Origin of the sequence: Streptomyces rubrogriseus, from assembly GCF_027947575.1 — a bacterium.
Taxonomy (GTDB): Bacteria; Actinomycetota; Actinomycetes; order Streptomycetales; family Streptomycetaceae; genus Streptomyces; species Streptomyces rubrogriseus.
Genome location: NZ_CP116256.1, coordinates 2,562,163 through 2,587,936 on the forward strand (window position 1 = coordinate 2,562,163; position 25,774 = coordinate 2,587,936).

Annotated in this window: 22 protein-coding genes; 19 read left to right on the forward strand and 3 right to left on the reverse strand. The window is 71.5% G+C overall.

From position 1 onward, the window contains the following. Positions 1-56 precede the first annotated feature (56 nt). The 4 genes from Sru02f_RS11395 (at position 57) to Sru02f_RS11410 (ending at position 4,634) form a co-directional block, all read left to right on the forward strand. Entirely contained in the window at positions 57-623 is a 567-nt protein-coding gene (locus Sru02f_RS11395) for a DUF4365 domain-containing protein (RefSeq protein ID WP_109033900.1), read from the forward strand. Next, entirely contained in the window at positions 620-1,915 is a 1,296-nt protein-coding gene (locus Sru02f_RS11400; protein ID WP_109033902.1) for a hypothetical protein, read from the forward strand. Before Sru02f_RS11395 ends, Sru02f_RS11400 begins: the two co-directional genes overlap by 4 nt. Before the next feature lie 92 nt (positions 1,916-2,007). After that, positions 2,008-3,984, forward strand: coding sequence for a threonine--tRNA ligase (gene thrS / locus Sru02f_RS11405; RefSeq protein WP_109033904.1), 1,977 nt, complete (start codon positions 2,008-2,010; stop codon positions 3,982-3,984). A gap of 89 nt (positions 3,985-4,073) precedes the next feature. Then, on the forward strand, positions 4,074-4,634 hold the full coding sequence (locus Sru02f_RS11410; RefSeq protein ID WP_109033906.1) for an HIT family protein: 561 nt from the start codon (positions 4,074-4,076) through the stop codon (positions 4,632-4,634). An 87-nt stretch (positions 4,635-4,721) separates the two neighbouring features. On the opposite strand, the gene Sru02f_RS11415 is transcribed toward Sru02f_RS11410, so the two are convergent. After that, positions 4,722-6,377: a hypothetical protein gene (locus tag Sru02f_RS11415; RefSeq protein ID WP_109033909.1), complete on the reverse strand. Its 1,656-nt coding sequence runs from the start codon at positions 6,375-6,377 to the stop codon at positions 4,722-4,724. 287 nt (positions 6,378-6,664) lie between these two features. After that, positions 6,665-8,863, reverse strand: coding sequence for an elongation factor G-like protein EF-G2 (locus tag Sru02f_RS11420; RefSeq protein WP_109033911.1), 2,199 nt, complete (start codon positions 8,861-8,863; stop codon positions 6,665-6,667). A 207-nt stretch (positions 8,864-9,070) separates the two neighbouring features. Here Sru02f_RS11420 and pgsA point away from each other — a divergent pair, with 207 nt between their 5' ends. The 15 genes from pgsA to relA all read left to right on the forward strand — a co-directional run bounded on the left by pgsA (position 9,071) and on the right by relA (position 24,334). Beyond that, a complete protein-coding gene (pgsA, locus tag Sru02f_RS11425; RefSeq protein ID WP_109033913.1) occupies positions 9,071-9,796 on the forward strand; it encodes a phosphatidylinositol phosphate synthase in 726 nt (241 codons plus the stop codon). Next, complete coding sequence (locus tag Sru02f_RS11430) at positions 9,793-10,728, forward strand: phosphatidylinositol mannoside acyltransferase (protein WP_109033914.1); 936 nt, start codon at positions 9,793-9,795, stop codon at positions 10,726-10,728. The genes pgsA and Sru02f_RS11430 overlap by 4 nt, the downstream gene beginning before the upstream one ends. Further along, the gene (locus Sru02f_RS11435; protein WP_109033916.1) at positions 10,725-11,888 is read left to right on the forward strand and encodes a glycosyltransferase family 4 protein; all 1,164 of its coding nucleotides are present in this window, start codon (positions 10,725-10,727) and stop codon (positions 11,886-11,888) included. Before Sru02f_RS11430 ends, Sru02f_RS11435 begins: the two co-directional genes overlap by 4 nt. Before the next feature lie 40 nt (positions 11,889-11,928). Further along, positions 11,929-12,471, forward strand: a complete 543-nt coding sequence (locus Sru02f_RS11440; RefSeq protein WP_109033917.1) for a hypothetical protein — start codon at positions 11,929-11,931, stop codon at positions 12,469-12,471. A gap of 111 nt (positions 12,472-12,582) precedes the next feature. After that, positions 12,583-13,494, forward strand: coding sequence for a pyridoxal 5'-phosphate synthase lyase subunit PdxS (gene pdxS / locus Sru02f_RS11445; RefSeq protein WP_109033919.1), 912 nt, complete (start codon positions 12,583-12,585; stop codon positions 13,492-13,494). A gap of 12 nt (positions 13,495-13,506) precedes the next feature. After that, on the forward strand, positions 13,507-14,115 hold the full coding sequence (gene pdxT, locus Sru02f_RS11450) for a pyridoxal 5'-phosphate synthase glutaminase subunit PdxT (protein WP_109033921.1): 609 nt from the start codon (positions 13,507-13,509) through the stop codon (positions 14,113-14,115). Positions 14,116-14,164: 49 nt separating this feature from the next. Further along, positions 14,165-14,917: a YebC/PmpR family DNA-binding transcriptional regulator gene (locus Sru02f_RS11455; protein WP_109033922.1), complete on the forward strand. Its 753-nt coding sequence runs from the start codon at positions 14,165-14,167 to the stop codon at positions 14,915-14,917. A 111-nt stretch (positions 14,918-15,028) separates the two neighbouring features. Next, positions 15,029-15,595, forward strand: a complete 567-nt coding sequence (gene ruvC, locus Sru02f_RS11460) for a crossover junction endodeoxyribonuclease RuvC (RefSeq protein WP_109034131.1) — start codon at positions 15,029-15,031, stop codon at positions 15,593-15,595. Further along, positions 15,592-16,197: a Holliday junction branch migration protein RuvA gene (gene ruvA / locus Sru02f_RS11465; protein ID WP_109033924.1), complete on the forward strand. Its 606-nt coding sequence runs from the start codon at positions 15,592-15,594 to the stop codon at positions 16,195-16,197. The genes ruvC and ruvA overlap by 4 nt, the downstream gene beginning before the upstream one ends. Before the next feature lie 46 nt (positions 16,198-16,243). Next, positions 16,244-17,317 (forward strand): Holliday junction branch migration DNA helicase RuvB, encoded by a 1,074-nt coding sequence (ruvB, locus tag Sru02f_RS11470; RefSeq protein ID WP_109033925.1) that lies wholly within the window; start codon positions 16,244-16,246, stop codon positions 17,315-17,317. Between the two features lie 175 nt (positions 17,318-17,492). Further along, positions 17,493-18,002 (forward strand): preprotein translocase subunit YajC, encoded by a 510-nt coding sequence (gene yajC, locus Sru02f_RS11475; protein WP_109033927.1) that lies wholly within the window; start codon positions 17,493-17,495, stop codon positions 18,000-18,002. A gap of 135 nt (positions 18,003-18,137) precedes the next feature. Beyond that, positions 18,138-19,937, forward strand: coding sequence for a protein translocase subunit SecD (gene secD, locus Sru02f_RS11480; RefSeq protein WP_167469724.1), 1,800 nt, complete (start codon positions 18,138-18,140; stop codon positions 19,935-19,937). A gap of 3 nt (positions 19,938-19,940) precedes the next feature. Further along, entirely contained in the window at positions 19,941-21,062 is a 1,122-nt protein-coding gene (secF, locus tag Sru02f_RS11485) for a protein translocase subunit SecF (RefSeq protein ID WP_003977312.1), read from the forward strand. Next, positions 21,059-21,607: an adenine phosphoribosyltransferase gene (locus tag Sru02f_RS11490; protein WP_109033929.1), complete on the forward strand. Its 549-nt coding sequence runs from the start codon at positions 21,059-21,061 to the stop codon at positions 21,605-21,607. Before secF ends, Sru02f_RS11490 begins: the two co-directional genes overlap by 4 nt. Positions 21,608-21,790: 183 nt before the next feature. Continuing rightward, positions 21,791-24,334, forward strand: coding sequence for a GTP pyrophosphokinase (gene relA, locus Sru02f_RS11495; RefSeq protein ID WP_109033931.1), 2,544 nt, complete (start codon positions 21,791-21,793; stop codon positions 24,332-24,334). A 78-nt stretch (positions 24,335-24,412) separates the two neighbouring features. On the opposite strand, the gene Sru02f_RS11500 is transcribed toward relA, so the two are convergent. Then, a complete protein-coding gene (locus Sru02f_RS11500; protein ID WP_109033933.1) occupies positions 24,413-25,642 on the reverse strand; it encodes a DUF349 domain-containing protein in 1,230 nt (409 codons plus the stop codon). Positions 25,643-25,774 lie beyond the last annotated feature (132 nt).

Sequence of the window (25,774 nt, forward strand, 5' to 3'; positions counted from 1 at the left end):
CTTTGCAGTTCACAGACCCGCAGCGGGGATTCACCAGTTCTGGAAGGCTGTTGGTCATGGCCATTGCGCAGCCCGAACGGGGCGGGCTGCTGCCGGAGCACACCACGCCCGTACGCGGCTCTCTCGCCACCACCGCCTGCATGGAGACCTTGCAGGTCGGATACCTCCACGCGGTCGCCGCCGCGGCGGGCTGCTCGCTCTCCCAGCCCTTCCCGGACAACGGCATCGACTGGCACGTCAGCCACAGCGCCCCGGGCCACACCGTCGACGACGAGGTCACCATCAAGGTGCAGCTCAAGGCCACCTACCAGATCGCCCCCGGACCCCCCGGCCGCTCCTTCTCCTTCACCCTCGACAACGACCACCTGGCGAAGCTCGCCCGCACCCCGGTGTCGGTGCACAAGATCCTGGTCGTGATGATCGTCCCCCGGTCCCGGGACCAGTGGCTGCGCGCCGGCCACGACCGGCTCGACCTCAGGCACTGCTGCTACTGGACGAACCTCGCCGGCCACCCGGTCACGGGCCGGCAGCGCACCACCGTGCGGATACCGACCGCGCGGATCTTCGACGACCGGGCGCTGTGCGAGATCATGACGCGGGTCGGGACGGGAGGGAAACCATGACGCACCGCCCGACCGGCGACGGCCCCCCGCGGCCCGTCGAGCCCCTGCGGCCCGTCAAGCCCCCGGGGGCCGTACGGCCGCACCCGGCCGACGCCCCCGGCGACCGGCCCCGCGACGGCACCCCGCCCGAACCCGGCACCGTCGACCCGGCCGTGCTGACCGCCCTACTCCACCGGCACGGCTGGCGACGGCGCGGCGGTGCCCCCGGCCGCTACGGCCGCTGGACCCCACCGGGCCCGGCCGCGGGGGTCACCAGCCTCCTGGTGCCCGTCAGCCGCGCCTTCCCCGACAGCGACGACCTGCTCGGCGAGGCGCTGCACGCCCTGTCCCGCAGCGGCACGCCCGCCGCCCGCGAGATCCTGCTCTCCCTCGCCGTCCCCAGCGACGAGATCCGCTGGGAACGCGACATGCCGACGGGGCCCGGCGCCACGGCGACCTGGACGGCGGAGGAGCAGCTGCGCGCCGCCGCCCGCCGCATGCTGCTCGCCGGGGCGCTCGCCACGCGCGCGCGTGCCGGCTACTACGGCGCCCGGCACCGGCGTGCCGCCGAGACCGCCCTGGAGAACGTCCTGGTGGGCCCCGCCCCCGGCGGCCGCCATCTCGCGGCGTTCCTGCCGGTCGGCACCGGCCGCCCGCTGGCCGTACGCCTGCACCAGGCCCTGTACGCCGCCCGTGAGGCCGTCGACTACCGGCGGGCCACCGGTGGCGCGGAGGCCTTCGACTCGGCCGTCGCGGCAGGGGTCAGCCACGAGCTGACCGAGTCCCTGGTCGCCCTGGTCCGGGGCACCGAGGGCGCCCGGATAGCCGTCGGCTGGGCTCCTGCCGCGGGCGTGCCCGAGGGCTGCGGCACCCTCACCGAACCCGTCGAGTTCTCGCCGGGCGACCTGCCCGCCCTGCGCGAGGCCGCCGCCCGCTACCTGCGCGCGGAGCCCTCCGTGCCGGTGCGCGTCACCGGCACCGTGGTCCGTATGCGCCGGCCCGGACCCCGCGGCCCGGGCACCGTACGGCTGCGGGTGCTGGCCGGGGCCGAGGTGCCGCACGTGCGCGTCGCGCTGGACGAGGAGGCCTACCGGATCGCCGGGCACGCCCACCTCGTCGGACTGCCGGTGCGGATGCTGGGGCGGCTGGAGAGCCGGGGCGGGTTCCGCCGGCTCACCGGCGCCTGCGAGATCACGCCCGTCCAGGTCGACGACGCGGAGCGGGACCGGCTGCTGAAGGCCGTCCAGGAGCACGTCGAGGTCGCGGCCTTCTTCGAGGAGGCCTGCGGCGACGGAGGGGACTGCCGGGACTGATTTCGCGGTGGGCGTGCCGGGGTCGGTACGATCGCCCTCATGCGCGCGCTCCGGTATGGCGCCGCGGCCCCACCTTCAGTCAGGAGAGACCGGTGTCAGACGTCCGTGTGATCATCCAGCGGGATTCCGAGCGGGAAGAACGCGTGGTGACGACGGGCACTACGGCCGCCGAGCTCTTCGCCGGCGAGCGCTCGATCATCGCCGCCCGTGTCTCCGGCGACCTCAAGGACCTCGCCTACGAGGTCAGGGACGGCGAAACCGTCGAGGCCGTCGAGATCACCTCCGAGGACGGCCTCAACATCCTGCGCCACTCCACCGCGCACGTCATGGCCCAGGCCGTGCAGGAGCTGTTCCCCGAGGCCAAGCTGGGCATCGGCCCGCCGGTCAAGGACGGCTTCTACTACGACTTCGACGTCGAGAAGCCCTTCCACCCCGATGACCTCAAGGCCATCGAGAAGAAGATGCAGGAGATCCAGAAGCGCGGGCAGCGGTTCTCCCGCCGTGTGGTCACCGACGAGGCCGCCCGCGAGGAGCTGGCCGACGAGCCGTACAAGCTGGAACTGATCGGCCTCAAGGGCTCCGCGTCCAGCGACGACGGCGCGGACGTCGAGGTCGGCGCCGGCGAGCTGACGATCTACGACAACCTCGACGCGAAGTCCGGCGAGCTGTGCTGGAAGGACCTCTGCCGAGGCCCCCACCTGCCCACGACCCGGAACATCCCGGCCTTCAAGCTGATGCGCAACGCCGCCGCCTACTGGCGCGGCAGCGAGAAGAACCCGATGCTCCAGCGCATCTACGGCACCGCCTGGCCGACCAAGGACGAGCTGAAGGCGCACCTGGAGTTCCTCGCCGAGGCCGAGAAGCGCGACCACCGCAAGCTCGGCAGCGAGCTGGACCTGTTCTCCATCCCGGAGCAGATCGGCTCCGGCCTCGCCGTCTTCCACCCCAAGGGCGGCATCATCCGCCGGGTCATGGAGGACTACTCGCGGCGCCGCCACGAGGAGGAGGGCTACGAGTTCGTCTACACCCCGCACGCGACCAAGGGGAAGCTCTTCGAGACCTCGGGCCACCTGGACTGGTACGCCGACGGCATGTACCCGCCCATGCAGCTCGACGAGGGCGTGGACTACTACCTCAAGCCCATGAACTGCCCGATGCACAACCTGATCTTCGACGCGCGGGGCCGGTCCTACCGTGAACTTCCCCTGCGTCTCTTCGAGTTCGGCACCGTGTACCGGTACGAGAAGTCGGGCGTCGTGCACGGCCTGACCCGGGCCCGCGGCTTCACCCAGGACGACGCGCACATCTACTGCACCCGCGAGCAGATGTCGGAGGAGCTGGACAAGACCCTCACCTTCGTCCTGAACCTGCTGCGCGACTACGGCCTGAACGACTTCTACCTGGAGCTGTCCACCAAGGACCCGGAGAAGTTCGTCGGCTCCGACGAGGCCTGGGAAGAGGCCACCGAGACGCTGCGCCAGGTCGCCGAGAAGCAGAACCTGGAGCTGGTGGCCGACCCGGGTGGCGCCGCGTTCTACGGCCCGAAGATCTCCGTGCAGGCGCGCGACGCCATCGGCCGCACCTGGCAGATGTCGACCATCCAGCTCGACTTCAACCTGCCGGAGCGCTTCGACCTGGAGTACACGGCCGCGGACGGCACCAAGACCCGTCCGGTCATGATCCACCGTGCGCTGTTCGGCTCCATCGAGCGGTTCTTCGCGGTGCTCCTGGAGCACTACGCGGGCGCGATGCCGCCCTGGCTCGCCCCGGTGCAGGCGGTGGGTATCCCGGTGGGGGACGCGCACGTGCAGTACCTGGAGGAGTTCGCGGCGGAGGCACGGCGGAAGGGGCTGCGCGTCGACGTGGACTCCTCCTCGGACCGGATGCAGAAGAAGATCCGCACGCAGCAGAAGCAGAAGGTCCCGTTCATGATCATCGTCGGCGACGAGGACATGCACGGGGGCACGGTGTCGTTCCGCTACCGCGACGGTTCGCAGGAGAACGGCATTCCGCGCGACCAGGCACTGGCGAAGCTCGTTGACGTGGTGGAGCGCCGGATCCAGGTCTGACATTCTCCCGCGATCGCGGTGATCGGCCCCCGGGAGAAGCTCCCGGGGGCTCTTTCGGCTTCCCCGCGCCGACGCCATATGCTGCACGCATGACGAGTGAGCCGGAGCAGCAGCTGGGAGTGGGGACGCCGGACGCTTTCCAGCGTCTGTGGACGCCCCACCGGATGGCCTACATCCAGGGCGAGAACAAGCCGAGCGGCCCCGGCGCCGACGACGGCTGCCCCTTCTGCTCGATCCCGGCCAAGTCCGACGAGGACGGTCTGATCGTCCGGCGCGGCGAGCACGTGTACGCGGTGCTCAATCTCTACCCGTACAACGGCGGCCACCTGATGACCGTGCCGTACCGCCACGTCGCCGACTACACCGAGCTGAACGCCGTGGAGACCGCCGAGCTGGCCGAGCTGACCAAGCAGGCGATGACGGCACTGCGCGCCGCGTCCGGCGCCCACGGCTTCAACATCGGCATGAACCAGGGCACGGTGGCGGGCGCGGGCATCGCCGCCCACCTGCACCAGCACGTCGTGCCCCGCTGGGGCGGCGACACGAACTTCATGCCCGCGATCGGTCACACGAAGGTGCTGCCGCAGCTGCTGGGGGACACCCGCAAGATGCTGGCGGAGGCCTGGCCCTCCAGCCCGTCCGGCGTTTGAGGACGAGGCCGTTCAGGCCGAAGCGGGGGCCTGGGGGCGGCAGCCCCCGGGGAGGCCCGCCCCGGCCCCTCGCCAACCGCCGGAGGCCTACGCGTCGTAGACGTCCGCCTTCTTCGGCACCGCCTCCTGCACCGCCCCGCTGAGACCGCCCGCCCGGGCACCGAACTTCTCCGTGTCCACGCCGTTCTCCTTCAGCACCTTGATCGCCGCCGAGTGCACCGCCCGCAGCACCGGCGTGGCCGCCCGCAGCGCGTCGTCGGCCATGAAGCGGTGCCGCCACGGCCGGTCCGCCCAGGCGTGCCGCACGCCGAAGGGCTCGGGCAGCGTGAGCTTGCCGCCCAGCCAGTACAGCAACGGGGGATACCAGGTCAGCGGTGCCCGCGCGGCCAGCCGTACTACCTCGTCGGTGTCGACCAGCGGGAGCTTCACCGTGCGGGTCTCCCAGAACTTGACGGACTTCTGGACCGTCTTCTCCTTGGCCGCGGGCTTGCTGGTGAACAGGGAGTGCACCGGTCCCAGGGCGTGTCCGGTGACCTCGATGCGCAGCGTCTCGTGCAGCACCGTCACCGTGATCAGCATGGAGATGACCAACTGGCCGTCCCACAGCGTCCACTGGACGCCCAGGTAGTGCCGGTCGCCCGCGCCGAACTGCTGCTTGTCGCAGATCTCCTGTATGGCGTGCTGCTTGACCTGGTACGCCTCGACGTCGGTGCCCTCGGGCCGGGACACCGAGTCGGCGTTCTCACCGATCGGGGTCACGATCCAGTGCCGCACGGTCGGCTTGGTGAAGCCGCCGGTGTGCAGCGGGCCGCGCTCCAGCATCCGCAGCCGGTCGTGGATGGCCTTGATGACGTCCCAGCTGCGGAACGGGTTGATCTCCCGGTCCGGGTCGACGGGGACCAGTTCCTCGGCGAGCTGCCAGTTGCCCCAGCGGGTGCCCATGCCGAGGATGCCCTTGGGACCGGCGTAGAAGACGGAGTTGGACTGCTGCTCGGCGCTGAGCCGGGCCAGTGACTGCCGCAGTTCCTCGGCCGCCGTCTCGCCGGGGCTGCTCGGCACCGCCTCGGGCACCTTGGCGCCCACGCCCGCGCCGGACAGCAGGCCGCTCCAGCGCTCCCGGAGGTCCCGTGCCGTGCGCTCGCAGATCCGCTTGGCCCAGAACCAGCCGATCACCGGGGCCACGACGCAGGCGCGCGCGTACCAGGCCCAGAAGCCGCTGAAGGGCATCTTGAGCAGGAAGAGCACGGCGAGGACCGCCATCGCGAGCAGCAGGGCGGTGGCGAGGGCGCCGGCCCGCTTGTCCTCGCGCCGGGCGACGGTGGTGCGGATCTGGAAGACCAGGAGCCAGATCAGCAGTCCGGGCAGGAACAGCAGGCCGCACAGCACCATGACGGCGCTCAGCCAGTTGTCCCGGTCCCTGCGTATGCGGTGCGCCGCGAGGCTGTGTTCCACGACGACCTGCGGCTGGGTGCCGAAGGACTGGATGAGCGGGGCCCGCTTGGGACCGAGCATCCGGTCGATGATCGCCCGCGAGTACGCCTCGCCCAGGTTGGGCCGGAAGAGCTTGATCCGCGGCTTGCTCACGGCCGACTTGTGCCACTCGCTGTTGGCCTTGAGTATCTCCTCGGCCTCGCTGTCCCGGTAGGCGGCCGAGGCCAGCGCGAACGTGGCCGTCTGGCCGCCGTCGTCCGTGCGCGGCACCTGCGGTCCGAAGAAGTCCGCGTAACCGCCGTCAACGGTCATTCCCGCCCCCGATCGCCACCACTGTCGTTCCTGCGGCCTTCCCGACTTCCCTGCCCCGCACACCTGTTGATCTGGTCATCAGCGTATCCGCCGGGACCGCCGTGCGTCACGGGACGGCCAAAGGCGCCCCCGCGCGCCCGGATTGACCGCCGGGCGCGCCGTCGTACGCCGGGGCGGGCGGCAGCCTCCGGTGCGAGCAATGGACGCTGGTGCGGAGAGCGGGCCCCGGTGCGGCCGGACCGCGCACCGGAGCCCCGCGCTCCGTCGGGATGCGGCCCCGCACCCTTCTAGGACGCGACCCGCACCTCCTCGCGCAGCCGGTCCGCGACCTGCGCCGGCATCGGCTCGTGCCGGGCGTAGCGGCGGTCGAGGCGCGCGGTGCCGTGGGAGAGGGCGCGCAGGTCCACGGCGTAGCGGCCGATCTCGATCTCGGGCACCTCGGCCCTGATCAGGGTCCGGCCGCCGCTGGTCTGCTCGGTGCCCAGCACCTTGCCGCGCCGCCCGGACAGGTCGCTCATCACCGCGCCCACGTAGTCGTCGCCGACCAGCACGCTCACCTCGGCCACCGGCTCCAGCAGGTGGATCCGCGCCTCGGCCGCGGCCTCCCTGAGCGCCAGCGCGCCCGCGGTCTGGAAGGCGGCGTCGGAGGAGTCCACCGAGTGCGCCTTGCCGTCGAGCAGCGTGACCCGCACGTCGATCAGCGGGTGGCCGGCGGCGACCCCCTTGGCGGCCTGGGTGCGCACGCCCTTCTCGACGGACGGGATGAACTGCCGGGGCACCGCGCCGCCGACCACCTTGTCCACGAACTCGATGCCCGAGCCGCCCGGCAGCGGCTCCACCTCGATCTCGCAGATGGCGTACTGGCCGTGCCCGCCGGACTGCTTCACGTGCCGCCCGCGCCCGGCCGCCCGGCCGCCGAAGGTCTCGCGCAGGGAGACCCGGTGGGGTACGACGTCGACCTGGACGCCGTAGCGGCTGCGCAGCCGCTCCAGGGCCACGTCGGCGTGGGCCTCGCCCAGGCACCACAGGACCACCTGGTGGGTGTCCTGGTTGTGCTCCAGGCGCATCGTCGGGTCCTCGGCGACCAGCCGGGCCAGCCCCTGGGAGAGCTTGTCCTCGTCGGGTTTGCTGTGCGCCTCGATGGCGAGCGGCAGCAGCGGGTCGGGCATCTCCCAGGGAGCCATCAGCAGCGGGTCCTCCTTGGCCGAGAGCGTGTCCCCGGTCTCCGCGCGGGTCAGCTTGGCCACGCAGGCGAGGTCGCCCGCGATCACGTGCGAGACCGGCCGCTGCTGCTTGCCGAACGGCGTCGACAGGGCGCCGATCCGCTCGTCGACGTCGTGGTCCTCGTGGCCCCGGTCGGTCATCCCGTGTCCGGACACGTGCACCGTCTGGTCGGCGCGCAGGGTGCCGGAGAAGACGCGGACCATCGAGATCCGGCCGACGTACGGGTCCGAGGACGTCTTGACGACCTCCGCGACCAGCGACTCCTCCGGATCGCACATCCGCAGTTCGCGTCCGGCGCCCTCCGGAGTGGTGACCCTGGGTGCCGCGCGCTCCAGGGGTGTCGGGAAGCCGCGCGTGATCAGTTCCAGCAGTTCGACCGTGCCCAGTCCCTGCCGGGCTCCGTCGGCTGCGGGCGCGGCGGCCAGCACCGGGAAGAACACCCCGCGCGCGACGGCCCGTTCCAGGTCCTCGATCAGCGTCTTGACGTCGACCTGCTCGCCGCCGAGATAGCGCTCCATGAGGGTCTCGTCCTCGCTCTCCGAGATGATCCCCTCGATGAGCATGGAGCGGGCCTCGTCGAGCTGCGGCAGCTCCGCCTCGCCCGGCTCCGAGGCCACGCGCTCGCCGGACGCGTAGTCGAACAGCTTCCGCGACAGCAGTCCGACGAGCCCCGTCACGGGCGCGTGCCCGTCGGGGGCCGGCGGGCCGTGCAGCGGGAGGTACAGCGGCAGTACGGCGTCGGGGTCGTCGCCGCCGAAGGCCTCCGCGCAGATCCGGGTCATCTCCTCGAAGTCCGCGCGGGCGGCCTCCAGGTGCGTGATCACGATGGCGCGCGGCATGCCGACGGCGGCGCACTCCTCCCAGACCATGCGGGTCGAGCCGTCCACCCCGTCGGAGGCCGAGACGACGAAGAGGGCCGCGTCCGCCGCGCGCAGACCCGCCCTCAGCTCACCGACGAAGTCGGCGTACCCGGGAGTGTCCAGGAGGTTGATCTTGATGCCGTCCCATTCCACCGGCACCAGGGAAAGCTGTACGGAGCGCTGCTGGCGGTGCTCCATGTCGTCGTAGTCCGAGACGCAGCCGCCGTCCTCGACGCGGCCCGCCCGGTTCACCGCTCCCGCCGTCAGCGCGAGAGCTTCCACCAATGTCGTCTTGCCCGATCCGGAGTGGCCGACCAGCACCACGTTCCGTACGGACGCGGGGTGGTCGGCCGCCGTTGCCCTTCCGGCGGCTCCGGGATGGGTGTGTGCCTTGTCGCCCATGTCCTTGCCTCCCGTGCACGGTGAGGTCGCTGTGGGCGCGGACACGCGGGACCGCGTGCACTGGCGGCTCCGGCGACGCCCGCGGTCCTTCGAGCTTTCCACTCCCGTCACGCCGCGTCCATACGAAGGACCCGATCCCGGCGGCCACCGGCCGCCCGGCGGGGGCTCAGGGTGCCCGGCCACCGTCCGGGCGCGCGCGTGACTACGATGGGCCAGCCGGTGGCCAGCAAGGGCCGCGGCGCCACACCGACCGTCGGGAAGGCCATGCTGAACAAGTACGCGCGTGCATTTTTTACGCGTGTCCTCACACCGTTCGCCGCGTTTCTCATCCGCCGGGGCGTCAGCCCGGACACGGTCACGCTCCTCGGCACCGCCGGTGTGGTCGCGGGTGCGCTGGTCTTCTACCCCATGGGTGAGTTCTTCTGGGGCACGGTGGTGATCACCCTCTTCGTCTTCTCCGACCTGGTCGACGGCAACATGGCCCGCCAGCTGGGCCGCTCCAGCCGCTGGGGCGCGTTCCTGGACTCCACCCTCGACCGGGTCGCCGACGGCGCGATCTTCGGCGGCCTCGCCCTGTGGTACGCGGGCGGCGGTGACGACATCGTGCTGTGCGCCGTGTCGATCTTCTGCCTGGCCAGCGGCCAGGTGGTCTCGTACACCAAGGCGCGCGGCGAGGCGATCGGCCTGCCGGTCGCCGTCAACGGGCTGGTCGAGCGCGCCGAGCGCCTCGTCATCTCGCTGGTCGCCGCCGGATTCGCCGGGCTGCACAAGTTCGGCGTGCCCGGCATCCAGTACCTGCTGCCGATCGCCCTGTGGATCGTCGCCGTCGGCAGCCTCGTCACGCTGGTCCAGCGGGTCGTCACGGTCCGCCGTGAGGCCGCCGAGGCGGACTCCGCCGCGCAGCAGAGCCAGGGCACCGAGGCGGCCAAGTGAGCGCTCGGGACCGGCTGACCGACGGCCTGTACGGCGCCGGCTGGGGCACCGTGAAGAAGCTCCCCGAGCCCGCCGCCGTGCGCCTCGGCCGCACCATCGCCGATGTGGCCTGGAAGCGGCGCGGCGCGGGGGTGCGCCGCCTGGAGAGCAACTACGCGCGCGTGGTGCCCGGCGCGAGCCCCGAGCGGCTCGCCGCCCTCTCGCGCGCGGGCATGCGCTCGTACCTGCGTTACTGGATGGAGTCGTTCCGGCTTCCGGCGTGGAGCACCGAGCGGATCAAGGGCGGCTTCGCGCCCAAGGACCTGCACCACCTCACCGACGGCATGGACGCCGGCAAGGGCGTGATACTCGCCCTGCCGCACCTGGCCAACTGGGACCTCGCGGGCGCCTGGGTCACCACGAAGCTCGGCATCCCGTTCACCACCGTCGCCGAGCGCCTCAAGCCGGAGACCCTCTACGACCGTTTCGTCGCCTACCGCGAGGGCCTCGGCATGGAGGTCCTGCCGCACAGCGGCGGCACCGCCTTCGGCACGCTGGCCCGGCGGCTGCGCGACGGCGGCCTGGTCTGCCTGGTCGCCGACCGCGACCTGTCCGCCTCCGGCGTGGAGGTCGGCTTCTTCGGCGAGACGGCCCGGATGCCGGCCGGTCCCGCCCTGCTCGCCCAGCAGACCGGCGCGCTGCTGCTGCCGGTGACGCTCTGGTACGACGACTCGCCGGTGATGCAGGGCCGGGTGCACCCGCCGGTCGAGGTGCCCGAGTCAGGCACCCGGGCCGAAAAGACGTCTGTCATGACACAGGCGCTGGCCGATGCCTTCGCCACGGGGATCGCCGACCACCCGGAGGACTGGCACATGCTGCAGCGCTTGTGGCTGAAGGACCTCGACCCCGCCAAGGCACCGGGGGTGGCCGACGGGCGGGGCGGCGCGTCGTGAGGATCGGCATCGTCTGCCCGTACTCCTGGGACGTGCCGGGCGGCGTCCAGTTCCACATCCGGGACCTCGCCGAGTACTTCGTCCGGCTCGGCCACGAGGTGTCCGTCCTCGCCCCGGCCGACGACGACACGCCGCTGCCGCCGTACGTCGTCTCCGCGGGCCGCGCGGTGCCGGTGCCGTACAACGGCTCGGTGGCCCGGCTCAACTTCGGCTTCCTGTCGGCGGCCCGGGTCCGGCGCTGGCTGCACGAGGGCGGCTTCGACGTCATCCACATCCACGAGCCGACCTCGCCCTCGCTGGGCCTGCTGACCTGCTGGGCGGCGCAGGGCCCGATCGTGGCCACCTTCCACACCTCCAACCCGCGCTCCCGCGCGATGATCGCCGCGTACGCGATCCTCCAGGCCGCCCTGGAGAAGATCAGCGCCCGGATCGCCGTGAGCGAGTACGCCCGCCGCACGCTCGTCGAGCACCTGGGCGGCGACGCGGTCGTCATCCCCAACGGCGTCGACGTCGACTTCTTCGCCGACGCGGAGCCGAACCCCGAGTGGCAGGGCGACACGATCGGCTTCATAGGGCGCATCGACGAGCCCCGCAAGGGCCTGCCGGTGCTCATGCGGGCGCTGCCCGCGATCCTCGCCGCCCGGCCGCGGACCCGACTGCTCGTCGCCGGGCGCGGGGACGAGGAGGAGGCCGTCGAGAGCCTGCCGAAGGAGCTGCGCTCCCGCGTGGAGTTCCTCGGCATGATCAGCGACGAGGACAAGGCCCGCTTCCTGCGCAGCGTCGACCTGTACGTGGCGCCCAACACCGGCGGCGAGAGCTTCGGCATCATCCTGGTCGAGGCCATGTCGGCCGGCGCCCCCGTCCTCGCCGCCGACCTGGACGCCTTCGCCCAGGTCCTCGACCAGGGCGCGGCCGGCGAACTCTTCCCGAACGAGGACGCCGACGCCCTCGCCGAGGCGGCCGTACGCCTGCTGGCCGACCCGGAGCGGCGCGCCGCACTGCGGGAGCGGGGCAGCGCCCACGTCCGGCGCTTCGACTGGTCCACGGTCGGCGCGGACATCCTGTCCGTCTACGAGACGGTGACCGCGGGAGCGGCGGCGGTGGCGACGGACGACCGGGCGACGGGCCTGCGCGCCCGCTTCGGCCTGGCGAGGGACTGACCCGCCGGGACAGTCCCGCCCACCGATAGGGTTGCGGCCCGTGACCGCAACCCTCATCTGGATCCTGGTCGTCCTCGTCGCCGTCGGCCTGTACCTCAGCTGGACGGCGGGCCGCCTGGACCGGCTGCACGCCCGGATCGACGCCGCCCGTGCCGCCCTGGACGCACAGCTGCTGCGCAGGGCGTCCGTGGCCCAGGAACTCGCCACCTCCGGCGTGCTCGACCCGGCCGCCTCCATGGTCCTCTACGAGGCCGCGCACGCCGCCCGGCAGGCCGAGGAGGAGCTGCGGGAGGTCGCCGAGAGCGAGCTGAGCCAGGCCCTGCGCGCCGTGTTCGCCGACGCGCAGCAGGTGGACGTACTGCGCGAGGCGCCCGGGGGGGAGGCGGCGGCCCACGAACTGGCCGAGGCCGTACGGCGGGTGCCGATGGCCCGGCGCTTCCACAACGACGCGGTGGGGGCGGCCCGCAGGCTGCGTGAGCACCGAAAGGTCCGCTGGTTCCGCCTCGCCGGGCACGCGCCCTTCCCGCTGGCCTTCGAGATGGACGACGAGTCGCCGGCCGCCCTGGTGGAGCGGGCGGCGTAGCGCCCGGGGGACGAAAACGATCCACCGCCTTCTCATTGGCCCTTGCTGTGGCCTGCTCGCCTCACGTTTCCTCGTTGCTGCACAACCCCCCTTCTCCCCAGCGAGGTACCCGTGTCCAGCACGCTCTCCGAAAACCAGGCACCCGAGACCGGCACCGCCCGCGTGAAGCGCGGCATGGCCGAGCAGCTCAAGGGCGGCGTCATCATGGACGTCGTCACGCCGGAGCAGGCGAAGATCGCCGAGGACGCGGGCGCCGTGGCCGTCATGGCCCTGGAGCGCGTCCCCGCCGACATCCGCAAGGACGGCGGCGTGGCCCGGATGTCCGACCCGGACATGATCGAGGGCATCATCGGCGCCGTGTCCATCCCGGTGATGGCCAAGTCCCGCATCGGCCACTTCGTGGAGGCCCAGGTCCTGCAGTCCCTCGGCGTCGACTACATCGACGAGTCCGAGGTCCTCACCCCGGCCGACGAGGTCAACCACAGCGACAAGTTCGCGTTCACCACCCCCTTCGTCTGCGGCGCCACCAACCTGGGCGAGGCCCTGCGGCGGATCGCCGAGGGTGCCGCGATGATCCGCTCCAAGGGCGAGGCCGGCACCGGCAACGTCGTCGAGGCCGTTCGCCACCTGCGCCAGATCAAGAACGAGATCGCCCGGCTGCGCGGCTACGACAACAACGAGCTGTACGCCGCCGCCAAGGAGCTGCGCGCCCCGTACGAGCTGGTCAAGGAGGTCTCCGAGCTGGGCAAGCTCCCCGTGGTGCTCTTCTCGGCCGGTGGCGTCGCGACCCCCGCCGACGCCGCGCTCATGCGCCAGCTCGGTGCCGAGGGCGTCTTCGTCGGCTCCGGCATCTTCAAGTCCGGCGACCCGGCCAAGCGCGCCGCCGCCATCGTGAAGGCGACCACCTTCTACGACGACCCGAAGATCATCGCGGACGCGTCCCGCAACCTCGGCGAGGCCATGGTCGGCATCAACTGCGACACCCTCCCCGAGACCGAGCGCTACGCCAACCGCGGCTGGTAAGGACCCCGATCCATGAGTGACACCCCCGTCATCGGCGTCCTGGCCCTCCAGGGCGACGTACGGGAGCACCTCGTCGCCCTGGCCGTGGCCGACGCCGTGGCCAGGCCGGTGCGGCGCCCCGAAGAACTCGCCGAGGTGGACGGCCTGGTCATCCCGGGCGGCGAGTCCACCACCATCTCCAAACTCGCCGTCCTCTTCGGCGTGATGGAACCCCTCCGCGCGCGCGTGCGGGACGGCATGCCCGTCTACGGCACCTGCGCCGGCATGATCATGCTGGCCGACAAGATCCTCGACCCGCGCTCCGGGCAGGAGACGGTCGGCGGCATCGACATGATCGTGCGCCGCAACGCCTTCGGGCGGCAGAACGAGTCCTTCGAGGCGGCCGTCGACGTCGAGGGCGTCGGGGGCGAGCCCGTGGAGGGCGTCTTCATCCGTGCCCCCTGGGTCGAGTCCGTGGGCGCCGCCGCCGAGGTGCTCGCCGAGCACGACGGCCACATCGTCGCCGTCCGCCAGGGCGACGCGCTGGCCACGTCGTTCCACCCGGAACTGACCGGCGACCACCGCGTGCACCGGCTCTTCGCCGACATGGTGCGCGCGAACCGGGCGGCTCAGTCCTTGTAGGATTCCTGCGTTCGTTGCAGGAGATGGGTTACGCGAAGGAGACAGGCAGATGTCCGGCCACTCTAAATGGGCTACGACGAAGCACAAGAAGGCCGTGATCGACGCCAAGCGCGGCAAGCTCTTCGCGAAGCTGATCAAGAATATCGAGGTCGCGGCGCGCATGGGCGGCGTCGACATCGAGGGCAACCCGACGCTGTACGACGCCATCCAGAAGGCGAAGAAGCAGTCGGTCCCCAACAAGAACATCGACTCCGCGGTCAAGCGCGGCGGCGGCCTGGAGGCCGGCGGCGCCGACTACGAGACGATCATGTACGAGGGTTACGGTCCCAACGGTGTCGCGGTGCTCATCGAGTGCCTCACCGACAACCGCAACCGCGCCGCCTCCGACGTCCGCGTCGCCATGACCCGCAACGGCGGCTCCATGGCCGACCCCGGCTCGGTGTCGTACCTGTTCAACCGCAAGGGCGTCGTGATCGTACCCAAGGGCGAGCTGGCCGAGGACGACGTCCTCGGCGCCGTCCTGGACGCGGGGGCCGAGGAGGTCAACGACCTCGGCGAGTCCTTCGAGGTGCTCAGCGAGGCCACCGACCTGGTCGCGGTCCGCACCGCCCTCCAGGAGGCCGGCATCGACTACGAGTCCGCCGACGCCAACTTCGTCCCGACCATGCAGATCGAGCTCGACGAGGAGGGCGCGCGGAAGATCTTCCGGCTCATCGACGCCCTGGAGGACAGCGACGACGTGCAGAACGTCTTCGCCAACTTCGACGTGAGCGACGAGATCATGGAGAAGGTGGACGCATAGGCCGCGCCCTGTGCTCAGCGGGCCGACGGGGACACCACCCGTCGGCCCGTCGCGTTGTCGGTGGCACCCGATAGCCTGCACAAACAGGTGATCGACGAGAGGGGCCTGCTGGTGCGCGTACTGGGGGTGGACCCGGGGTTGACCCGTTGCGGGATCGGCGTCGTGGAGGGCGTCGCGGGCCGGCCGCTCACCATGATCGGCGTCGGCGTCGTCCGCACGCCCGCGGACGCCGACCTCGGCCACCGCCTCGTCGCCGTCGAGCAGGGCATCGAGCAGTGGCTCGACGAGCACCGGCCGGAGTTCGTCGCCGTCGAGCGCGTCTTCAGCCAGCACAACGTCCGCACGGTGATGGGCACCGCCCAGGCCAGCGCCGTGGCGATCCTGTGCGCGTCCCGCCGCGGCATCCCCGTCGCCCTGCACACCCCGAGCGAGGTGAAGGCCGCCGTCACCGGCAGCGGCCGCGCCGACAAGGCACAGGTCGGCGCCATGGTCACCCGCCTGCTCCGGCTCGCCGCCCCGCCCAGGCCCGCCGACGCAGCCGACGCCCTCGCCCTCGCCATCTGCCACATCTGGCGCGCCCCCGCGCAGAACCGCCTCCAGCAGGCCGTCGCCCTGCACACCGCACAGGGCCCGCGCCGCTCACCGAACTCCCACCCGTCGAAAGGCCGCCCCGCATGATCGCCTTCGTCAGCGGCACCGTCGCCGCCCTCGCACCCGACGCCGCGGTGGTCGAGGTCGGCGGCGTCGGCATGGCCGTGCAGTGCACGCCCAACACCCTCTCCACCCTCCGGCTCGGCAAGCCCGCCAAGCTCGCCACCTCCCTCGTCGTGCGGGAGGACTCGCTCACCCTCTACGGCTTCGCCGACGACGACGAGCGCCAGGTCTTCGAGCTGCTCCAGACCGCCAGCGGCGTCGGCCCCCGCCTCGCCCAGGCGATGCTCGCCGTGCACCAGCCCGACGCCCTGCGCAGAGCGGTCTCCACCGGGGACGAGAAGGCGCTCACCGCCGTCCCCGGCATCGGAAAGAAGGGAGCGCAGAAGCTGCTCCTGGAACTGAAGGACCGGCTCGGCGAGCCCATCGGCGCCCCCGCCGTGGGCGCCCCGGTCAGCACCGGCTGGCGCGACCAGCTGCACGCCGCCCTGATCGGCCTCGGGTACGCGACCCGCGAGGCCGACGAGGCCGTCTCCGCCGTGGCGCCGCAGGCCGAGGCCGCCGGGGGCACGCCGCAGGTGGGCGCGCTGCTCAAGGCCGCCCTGCAGACGCTGAACCGCGCCCGCTGACCACGCCCGTCACCACCGACCCGGTGCGCACGGCAAGGAGAATCAAGTGAACTGGGACGACACGACCGACGCGGAGGCCGCCGCCGAGCGGCTGGTCGGCGCGGCCGCCGACGGCGAGGACCAGGCCGTGGAGGCGGCCCTGCGCCCGAAGGACCTGGGCGAGTTCATCGGCCAGGAGAAGGTCCGCGAGCAGCTCGACCTGGTGCTGCGGGCCGCACGCGCGCGCGGGGCGACCGCCGACCACGTGCTCCTCTCCGGCGCCCCGGGCCTCGGCAAGACCACCCTCTCGATGATCATCGCGGCCGAGATGGAAGCCCCCATCCGCATCACCTCGGGCCCCGCCATCCAGCACGCCGGCGACCTCGCGGCGATCCTCTCCTCGCTCCAGGAGGGCGAGGTCCTCTTCCTCGACGAGATCCACCGCATGTCGCGGCCCGCCGAGGAGATGCTCTACATGGCGATGGAGGACTTCCGCGTCGACGTCATCGTCGGCAAGGGCCCCGGTGCGACCGCCATCCCCCTGGAGCTGCCCCCGTTCACCCTGGTCGGCGCCACCACCCGCGCGGGCCTGCTGCCGCCCCCGCTGCGCGACCGCTTCGGCTTCACCGCCCACATGGAGTTCTACGGACCGGCCGAGCTGGAACGCGTGGTGCACCGCTCCGCGGGTCTGCTCGACGTCGAGATCGACGCCACCGGCGCCGCCGAGATCGCCGGCCGCTCCCGCGGCACCCCCCGCATCGCCAACCGCCTGCTGCGCCGGGTCCGCGACTACGCCCAGGTCAAGGCCGACGGCCGGATCACCCAGGAGATCGCCTCGGCCGCCCTCGCCGTGTACGAGGTCGACGCCCGGGGCCTGGACCGCCTCGACCGCGGGGTGCTGGAGGCGCTCCTCAAGCTGTTCGGCGGCGGACCGGTCGGCCTGTCCACGCTCGCCGTCGCCGTGGGAGAGGAGCGTGAGACAGTGGAAGAGGTCGCCGAGCCCTTCCTCGTACGGGAGGGTCTGCTCGCCCGCACCCCACGCGGACGGGTGGCCACTCCGGCCGCGTGGGCACACCTCGGCCTCACCCCGCCGCGTCCGCAGAGTTCAGGAAACGGACAACCGGACTTGTTCGGGGCGTGACGACCCGCTCACGCGGGGCACATTCGCCGGAGCAGGAACCCCGGTGCCATGCTGGGCGTTGTTCCATGCGCGCGGACTCGCCTAGACTCCGCCGATGCCGCCCTTGTCGGCGGTGTACACACCCCCAACCATCAGGCCGCTCCCCATCGCGGTCGTGTGAAGGAAGTACCGACCCGTGAGTCTCGTGACCCTCCTCCCGTTCATCGTGCTCATCGGGGCCATGTTCCTGATGACCCGGTCGGCGAAGAAGAAGCAGCAGCAGGCCGCCAACATGCGGAACGAGATGCAGCCCGGAACCGGTGTCCGCACCATCGGGGGCATGTACGCCACGGTCAAGGAGGTCAACGACGACACCGTCCTCCTCGACGCCGGCCCGGGGGTCGAGCTGCTCTTCGCCAAGAACTCCATCGGTGCCGTCCTCACCGACGACGAGTACAACCGCATCGTCCACGGCATCGAGCACGACCTGAAGTCCGACGCGGACGTCGTTCCCGACGACGCCTCCTCCCTCACCGAGACCGACGCCTCCGACGACGACGCCTCCGACGACAAGTCCGTCGACCTCGGCAAGAAGGCCGAGCCCGCCGACGAGACGGCCGACGAGCCCAAGGTCGACGCCGCGCCCGCCGAGGCGAAGACGGACGAGCAGGCGAAGAAGTCCGACGGCGGTTCCGAGGCGAAGTAAGCCGTGCCCCGGGGTGCGCGGGACGGGTTCCCGCGCACCCCGCGTGACGCGCGGCTCGCACGGATCCGGACACCATGTGATGGCCGCCGGTGACGCCTTCTGGGCGCGAAGCGGCCCGAGAGGGAGTACACAAAGGTGGTAGCACCTAAAAAGGGAAAGAATGCGAGCGCTCAGAGTAAGCCCGGGCGCTCGCTGGCCCTGATCCTGATCGCCATCGTGGCGCTCACCGGGGGCATGTTCGCCTCCGGACACACGACTCCGCGTCTCGGCATCGACCTGGCGGGCGGTACCAGCATCACGCTCCGGGCCGTGCCGGAGGCGGGCCAGGAGTCCGCGATCAACAAGACCAACATGGACACCGCGGTCGAGATCATGAACCGCCGTGTCAATGGTCTGGGTGTTTCCGAGGCCGAGGTCCAGACCCAGGGCGACCGGAACATCATCGTCAACATCCCCAAGGGGACGAACTCGAAGGAAGCCCGGCAGCAGGTCGGCACCACCGCCAAGCTGTACTTCCGCCCGGTCCTCGCCACCGAACTCTCCGGCGCCAACGCGACCGGCACCCCCTCGGCGAGCGAGACCGGCGGCGCCTCCGACAAGGCGACCGACAAGGCCACGGACAAGGCCACCGACGGCGACAAGGCCACCGACGGGGACAAGGCGAGCGGCACGCCGTCCGACTCCGCCTCGGCGAGCGCCACCAGCCAGGGCCGCGCCGCCAGCGACGCCCTGAAGGCCGACCCCAGCCCGTCCGCGACCAGCTCCGACGGAACCTCCCCGTCCCCGAGCGCCAGCGCCTCCGGTGACGACGCCACCGCCAAGCTGCAGCAGCAGTACGCGGCCCTGGACTGCACCGACAAGAACGCCCGCGCCAAGGCCGGCGACGGCGCCAAGCCGAGCGAGCAGACCGTGGCCTGCGGCCAGAACTCGCAGGGCCAGTGGCAGAAGTACATCCTCGGCGCCGCCGCGGTCGACGGCACCGAGGTCGACGAGGCCGAGGCCGTCTACAACACGCAGACCGCCGCCGGCTGGACCGTGACGATGAAGTTCACGGACAAGGGCAGCAAGAAGTTCGCGGACATCACCGGCAAGCTGGCGCAGAACCAGTCCCCGCAGAACCAGTTCGCCATCGTCCTGGACAACGAGGTCGTCTCCGACCCGTACGTCAGCCAGGCGCTCACCGGCGGCAACGCGGAGATCTCCGGCAGCTTCGACCAGGAGGAGGCCCAGAGCCTCGCCAACATGCTGTCCTACGGCGCGCTGCCGCTGACCTTCAAGGAGGACAGCGTCACCACCGTCACCGCCGCGCTCGGCGGTGAGCAGCTCCACGCCGGTCTGATCGCGGGCGCGATCGGTCTCGCCCTGGTCGTCCTCTACCTGCTGTTCTACTACCGGGGCCTGTCGTTCATCGCCGTCTGCTCGCTGCTGGTCTCGGCCGGCCTCACGTACGTGATCATGGCGCTGCTCGGCCCGACCATCGGCTTCGCGCTGAACCTGCCGGCCGTGTGCGGTGCCATCGTCGCCATCGGCATCACGGCGGACTCGTTCATCGTGTACTTCGAACGCGTCCGCGACGAGATCCGGGAGGGCCGCACGCTGCGTCCCGCCGTCGAGCGGGCCTGGCCGCGCGCCCGGCGTACCATCCTCGTCTCCGACTTCGTGTCCTTCCTCGCCGCCGCGGTGCTCTTCGTCGTCACCGTGGGCAAGGTGCAGGGCTTCGCGTTCACGCTCGGCCTGACGACCCTGCTCGACGTGGTGGTGGTCTTCCTCTTCACCAAGCCGCTGCTGACGCTGATGGCCCGGCGCAAGTTCTTCTCCAGCGGTCACAAGTGGTCCGGCCTCGACCCCAAGGCCCTGGGTGCCAAGCCTCCGCTGCGCCGCACCCGCCGTCCGTCCCGTCCTGCCGCCGGCCATGTCGACCCGAAGGAGGCGTGAGAGATGTCGAAGCTCGGCACACTCGGCGCCCGACTGCACCACGGCGAGGTCGGCTACGACTTCGTCAAGAACCGCAAGATCTGGTACGGCATCTCGATCCTCATCACCATCACGGCCATCGTCGGCCTGGCGGTGCGCGGCCTGCACATGGGCATCGAGTTCCAGGGCGGCGCGGTCTTCACCACCCCGAAGAACATGAGCGCCTCGGTCGCCCAGACCGAGACCTGGGCGGAGGAGGCCTCCGGCCACGACGCCATCGTCCAGAAGCTCGGCGACGGCAGCCTCCGCATCCAGATCGCGGGCACCGACACCCAGCAGTCGGACCAGATCAAGGAGGACCTCTCCAAGAACCTGGACGTCTCCGCGGAGAAGATCAACGCCGACCTGGTCGGCCCCAGCTGGGGTGACCAGATCGCGAACAAGGCCTGGCAGGGCCTCGGGATCTTCATGGTCCTCGTGGTGATCTACCTGGCGATCGCGTTCGAGTGGCGGATGGCACTGGCCGCCTTCGTCGCACTGATCCACGACATCACCATCACCGTGGGCATCTACGCCCTGGTCGGCTTCGAGGTCACGCCCGGCACGGTGATCGGTCTGCTGACGATCCTCGGTTACTCGCTCTACGACACGGTGGTCGTCTTCGACAGCCTCAAGGAGCAGACCCGGGACATCACCAAGCAGACCCGCTGGACCTACGCGGAGATCGCCAACCGCTCGATCAACAGCACCCTGGTCCGCTCCATCAACACCACGGTGGTCGCGCTGCTGCCGGTGGCGGGCCTGCTGTTCATCGGCGGCGGTGTCCTCGGTGCCGGCATGCTCAACGACATCTCGCTGTCGCTGTTCGTCGGTCTCGCCGCCGGCGCCTACTCGTCGATCTTCATCGCCACGCCGCTCGTCGCCGACCTCAAGGAGGCCGAGCCGCAGATGAAGGCCCTCAAGAAGCGGGTCCTCGCCAAGCGTGCCCAGGGGGCCGCCAAGGGCGAGAGTGCGGAGTCCGCGGCCGACGAGGGGGCGTACGACGCCGACGAGCCGGACGACGCCGCGCCCGCGGTCGTCGGTCCCCGCAACCAGCCCGCGTCCCGCGGCAGGGGCCGCGGCCGACCCTCGGGGAAGCGCCGATGACCGAGCCGACCGGCATCACGGAGCTGCTGCTCAGCCGCATCCGTGACGTGGCCGACTACCCGGAGCCGGGCGTGGTGTTCAAGGACATCACCCCGCTCCTGGCGGACCCGGCGGCCTTCGCCGCGCTCACCGGCGCCCTCGCCGACGTGGCCCGGGGCACCGGTGCCACCAAGGTCGTCGGCCTGGAGGCCCGCGGCTTCATCCTCGGCGCCCCGGTGGCCCTGAGGGCGGGCCTCGGCTTCATCCCCGTGCGCAAGGCGGGCAAGCTCCCCGGAGCCACGCTCAGCCAGGCGTACGACCTGGAGTACGGCTCCGCCGAGATCGAGGTGCACGCCGAGGACCTCACCGCGGGCGACCGCGTGCTGGTCGTCGACGACGTCCTCGCCACCGGCGGCACCGCCGAGGCCTCGCTGGAGCTGATCCGCCGGGCCGGGGCCGAGGTCGCGGGCCTCGCCGTCCTGATGGAGCTGGGCTTCCTCGACGGGCGGGCCCGGCTGGAGCCGGCGCTGGCCGGGGCACCGCTGGAGGCGCTGCTCACGGTCTGAACCACGCGAACCGCACCGCTGGGGCGGGCCCGGAGGAATCCGGCGCCCGCCCCAGGCGTTGCAGGGGTTGACGGCCGTCACAGGCCCTCACATTGGCCAGAAGGCGATCCTGGAGGGCAGGATCGCTACCATGGGGTATCCGGAGCCTGACCGGGGGACCCGGATCGCGCACGAGGAGTCCTCTTGCCAGACGAGGCCCAGCCACTGACCGCCGCAAAGCCCGAGTCCGCCTCGGCGTCCGCGGCGAAGCCCGCGCCGAGCGCGCCCCAGGCGAAGAACGACACGCACGGGCCGATCCAGCACGCCCCGGCCGCGCCGGTCGACAAGCCCGCCGAGCAGCAGCCGCGTCCCAAGCCGCTGCCGGCCGAGCGCCCGCAGAACGCGCCCGTGGTCCGCGCCCCCGCCGGGCAGCCCGCCCGCTCCGGCTCCTCCAACCGCGTCCGCGCCCGCCTCGCCCGCCTCGGCGTCCAGCGCGCCAACCCGTACAACCCGGTCCTCGAGCCGCTGCTGCGCATAGTGCGCGGCAACGACCCCAAGATCGAGACGGCGACCCTGCGCCAGATCGAGCGCGCCTACCAGGTCGCCGAACGCTGGCACCGCGGCCAGAAGCGCAAGAGCGGCGACCCCTACATCACGCACCCGCTGGCCGTCACCACCATCCTCGCCGAGCTGGGCATGGATCCGGCCACGCTGATGGCCGGGCTGCTGCACGACACCGTCGAGGACACCGAGTACGGCCTGGAGGACCTGCGCCGCGACTTCGGCGACGTGGTCACCCTGCTCGTCGACGGCGTCACCAAGCTGGACAAGGTCAAGTTCGGCGAGGCCGCGCAGGCCGAGACCGTGCGCAAGATGGTCGTCGCCATGGCCAAGGACCCGCGCGTCCTGGTCATCAAGCTCGCCGACCGCCTGCACAACATGCGCACCATGCGCTACCTCAAGCGCGAGAAGCAGGAGAAGAAGGCGCGCGAGACCCTGGAGATCTACGCGCCGCTCGCCCACCGGCTGGGCATGAACACCATCAAGTGGGAGCTGGAGGACCTCGCCTTCGCGATCCTCTACCCCAAGATGTACGACGAGATCGTCCGCCTGGTCGCCGAGCGCGCCCCCAAGCGCGACGAGTACCTCGCCGTCGTCACCGACGAGGTCCAGCAGGACCTGCGCGCGGCCCGCATCAAGGCGACCGTCACCGGCCGCCCCAAGCACTACTACAGCGTCTACCAGAAGATGATCGTCCGCGGCCGGGACTTCGCGGAGATCTACGACCTGGTGGGCATCCGCGTCCTGGTGGACACCGTCCGCGACTGCTACGCGGCGCTCGGCACGGTCCACGCCCGCTGGAACCCGGTTCCGGGGCGGTTCAAGGACTACATCGCGATGCCCAAGTTCAACATGTACCAGTCGCTGCACACGACGGTCATCGGGCCCGGCGGCAAGCCGGTCGAGCTGCAGATCCGCACCTTCGACATGCACCGCCGCGCGGAGTACGGCATCGCCGCGCACTGGAAGTACAAGCAGGAGGCCGTCGCCGGCGCCTCCAAGGTGCGCACCGACGCCCCCCGGTCCTCCGGCAAGAGCAAGGACGACCACCTCAACGACATGGCGTGGCTGCGCCAGCTGCTGGACTGGCAGAAGGAGACCGAGGACCCCGGGGAGTTCCTGGAGTCCCTGCGCTTCGACCTCTCCCGCAACGAGGTCTTCGTCTTCACCCCCAAGGGCGACGTCATAGCGCTCCCCGCCGGGGCCACCCCGGTGGACTTCGCCTACGCCGTCCACACCGAGGTCGGCCACCGCACCATAGGGGCACGGGTCAACGGACGGCTGGTGCCGCTGGAGTCCACCCTGGACAACGGCGACCTGGTGGAGGTCTTCACCTCCAAGGCGGCCGGCGCGGGCCCCTCGCGCGACTGGCTGGGTTTCGTGAAGTCGCCGCGCGCCCGCAACAAGATCCGCGCCTGGTTCTCCAAGGAGCGCCGCGACGAGGCGATCGAGCAGGGCAAGGACGCCATCGTCCGCGCCATGCGCAAGCAGAACCTGCCGATCCAGCGCATCCTCACCGGCGACTCCCTGGTCACGCTCGCGCACGAGATGCGCTACTCGGACATCTCCGCGCTGTACGCCGCGATCGGCGAGGGCCACGTCTCCGCGCCGAACATCGTGCAGAAGCTGGTCCAGGCGCTCGGCGGCGAGGAGGCGGCCACCGAGGAGATCGACGAGTCGGTGCCGCCGTCCCGCGGCCGCGGCCGCAAGCGCCGGGCGAACGCCGACCCGGGCGTGGTCGTCAAGGGCGTCGAGGACGTGTGGGTCAAGCTGGCCCGCTGCTGCACGCCCGTGCCCGGCGATCCGATCATCGGCTTCGTCACCCGCGGCAGCGGCGTCTCCGTCCACCGCAGCGACTGCGTGAACGTGGACTCGCTCTCCCGCGAGCCCGAGCGCATCCTCGAGGTCGAGTGGGCGCCGACCCAGTCCTCGGTCTTCCTGGTCGCCATCCAGGTCGAGGCGCTGGACCGCTCCCGGCTGCTGTCGGACGTCACGCGCGTGCTGTCCGACCAGCACGTCAACATCCTGTCGGCGGCCGTCCAGACCTCCCGGGACCGGGTGGCCACCTCCCGCTTCACCTTCGAGATGGGCGACCCGAAGCACCTGGGGCACGTCCTGAAGGCCGTACGCGGCGTCGAGGGCGTCTACGACGTGTACCGGGTGACTTCGGCGCGCAGGCCGTCGTAGCGGGCCGCACAGGCGCACACACGAGAGGGGCTCCCGTACGCACCGTACGGGAGCCCCTCTCGTGTCCGGTCGGCGACGTCAGCCGCCGAACTCGTGCAGTCCCTTGAGCGCCTGGTCGAGGAGCGCCTGGCGGCCCTCCAGCTCACGCGCGAGCTTGTCGGCCCTGGCGTCGTTGCCTTGGGCGCGCGCCTGCTCGACCTGGGAGCGCAGCTTGTCCACGGCGGCCTGGAGCTGGCCGGTCAGACCCTCGGCACGCGCGCGTGCCTCCGGGTTGGTCCGGCGCCACTCGGCCTCCTCGGCCTCCTGGAGGGCCCGCTCGACCGCGTGCATCCGCCCCTCGACCTTCGGCCGGGCGTCACGCGGCACGTGGCCGATGGCCTCCCAGCGCTCGTTGACCGAACGGAACGCGGCGCGGGCGGACTTGAGGTCGGTGACCGGGACGAGCTTCTCGGCCTCCGTGACCAGCTCCTCCTTGAGCTTGAGGTTCTCCGCCTGCTCGGCGTCCCGCTCGGCGAAGACCGAGCTGCGGGCGGCGAAGAACACGTCCTGGGCGCCGCGGAAGCGGTTCCACAGGTCGTCCTCGTGCTCGCGCTGGGCCCGGCCCGCGGCCTTCCACTCGGACATCAGGTCGCGGTAGCGCGCGGCCGTCGGTCCCCAGTCCGTCGAGTTCGACAGCGCCTCTGCCTCGGAGACCAGCCGCTCCTTGATCCGCCGGGCCTCCTCGCGCTGTGCGTCGAGCTGCGCGAAGTGCTGCTTGCGGCGCTTGGAGAACGCCGAGCGGGCGTGCGAGAAGCGGTGCCACAGCTCGTCGTCGGACTTGCGGTCCAGACGCGGCAGACCCTTCCAGGTGTCGACCAGGGACCGCAGCCGCTCACCGGCCGCCCGCCACTGGTCCGAGCGCGCCAGCTCCTCGGCCTCGGCGACCAGGGCCTCCTTGGCGCCGCGCGCCTCGTCGGACTGCTTGGCCCGCTGGGCCTTGCGCTCCTCGCGCCGGGTCTCCACGAGCGCGACGAGCTGGTCCAGCCGGGCCCGCAGGGCCTCCAGGTCACCGACCGCGTGGTGGGCGTCCACCTGCTCGCGCAGGTGGTCGACGGCGGTCTGGGCGTCCTTGGCCGACAGGTCGGTGGTCTTCACCCGCTTCTCGAGGAGGCCGATCTCGACAACCAGGCCTTCGTACTTGCGTTCGAAGTAGGCCAGTGCCTCCTCGGGGGAGCCTGCCTGCCAGGATCCGACGACCTTCTCGCCGTCGGCCGTACGCACGTACACGGTCCCCGTCTCATCGACGCGGCCCCACGGGTCGCTGCTCACAGCGCCTCCTCCACATGATGCCTGCGGAGGGCTTCGCTACCCCCGGGCATCGTCCACAGTTTCGTCTCGGCCAACATAGGCGACCGGCGGGTGGCCTGTCCGCATCCCGCACGACCGAACTTTCGCTGATGG

What these genes read in the sequence shown, in the direction of transcription:
- Sru02f_RS11395 (WP_109033900.1), top strand. Translation starts at nt 57, where the DNA reads ATGGCCATTGCGCAGCCCGAACGGGGCGGGCTGCTGCCGGAGCACACC.
- Sru02f_RS11400 (WP_109033902.1), top strand. Translation starts at nt 620, where the DNA reads ATGACGCACCGCCCGACCGGCGACGGCCCCCCGCGGCCCGTCGAGCCC.
- Sru02f_RS11410 (WP_109033906.1), top strand. Translation starts at nt 4,074, where the DNA reads ATGACGAGTGAGCCGGAGCAGCAGCTGGGAGTGGGGACGCCGGACGCT.
- Sru02f_RS11415 (WP_109033909.1), bottom strand. Translation starts at nt 6,377, where the DNA reads ATGACCGTTGACGGCGGTTACGCGGACTTCTTCGGACCGCAGGTGCCG.
- Sru02f_RS11420 (WP_109033911.1), bottom strand. Translation starts at nt 8,863, where the DNA reads ATGGGCGACAAGGCACACACCCATCCCGGAGCCGCCGGAAGGGCAACG.
- pgsA (WP_109033913.1), top strand. Translation starts at nt 9,071, where the DNA reads ATGGGCCAGCCGGTGGCCAGCAAGGGCCGCGGCGCCACACCGACCGTC.
- pdxT (WP_109033921.1), top strand. Translation starts at nt 13,507, where the DNA reads ATGAGTGACACCCCCGTCATCGGCGTCCTGGCCCTCCAGGGCGACGTA.
- Sru02f_RS11455 (WP_109033922.1), top strand. Translation starts at nt 14,165, where the DNA reads ATGTCCGGCCACTCTAAATGGGCTACGACGAAGCACAAGAAGGCCGTG.
- ruvA (WP_109033924.1), top strand. Translation starts at nt 15,592, where the DNA reads ATGATCGCCTTCGTCAGCGGCACCGTCGCCGCCCTCGCACCCGACGCC.
- secF (WP_003977312.1), top strand. Translation starts at nt 19,941, where the DNA reads ATGTCGAAGCTCGGCACACTCGGCGCCCGACTGCACCACGGCGAGGTC.
- Sru02f_RS11490 (WP_109033929.1), top strand. Translation starts at nt 21,059, where the DNA reads ATGACCGAGCCGACCGGCATCACGGAGCTGCTGCTCAGCCGCATCCGT.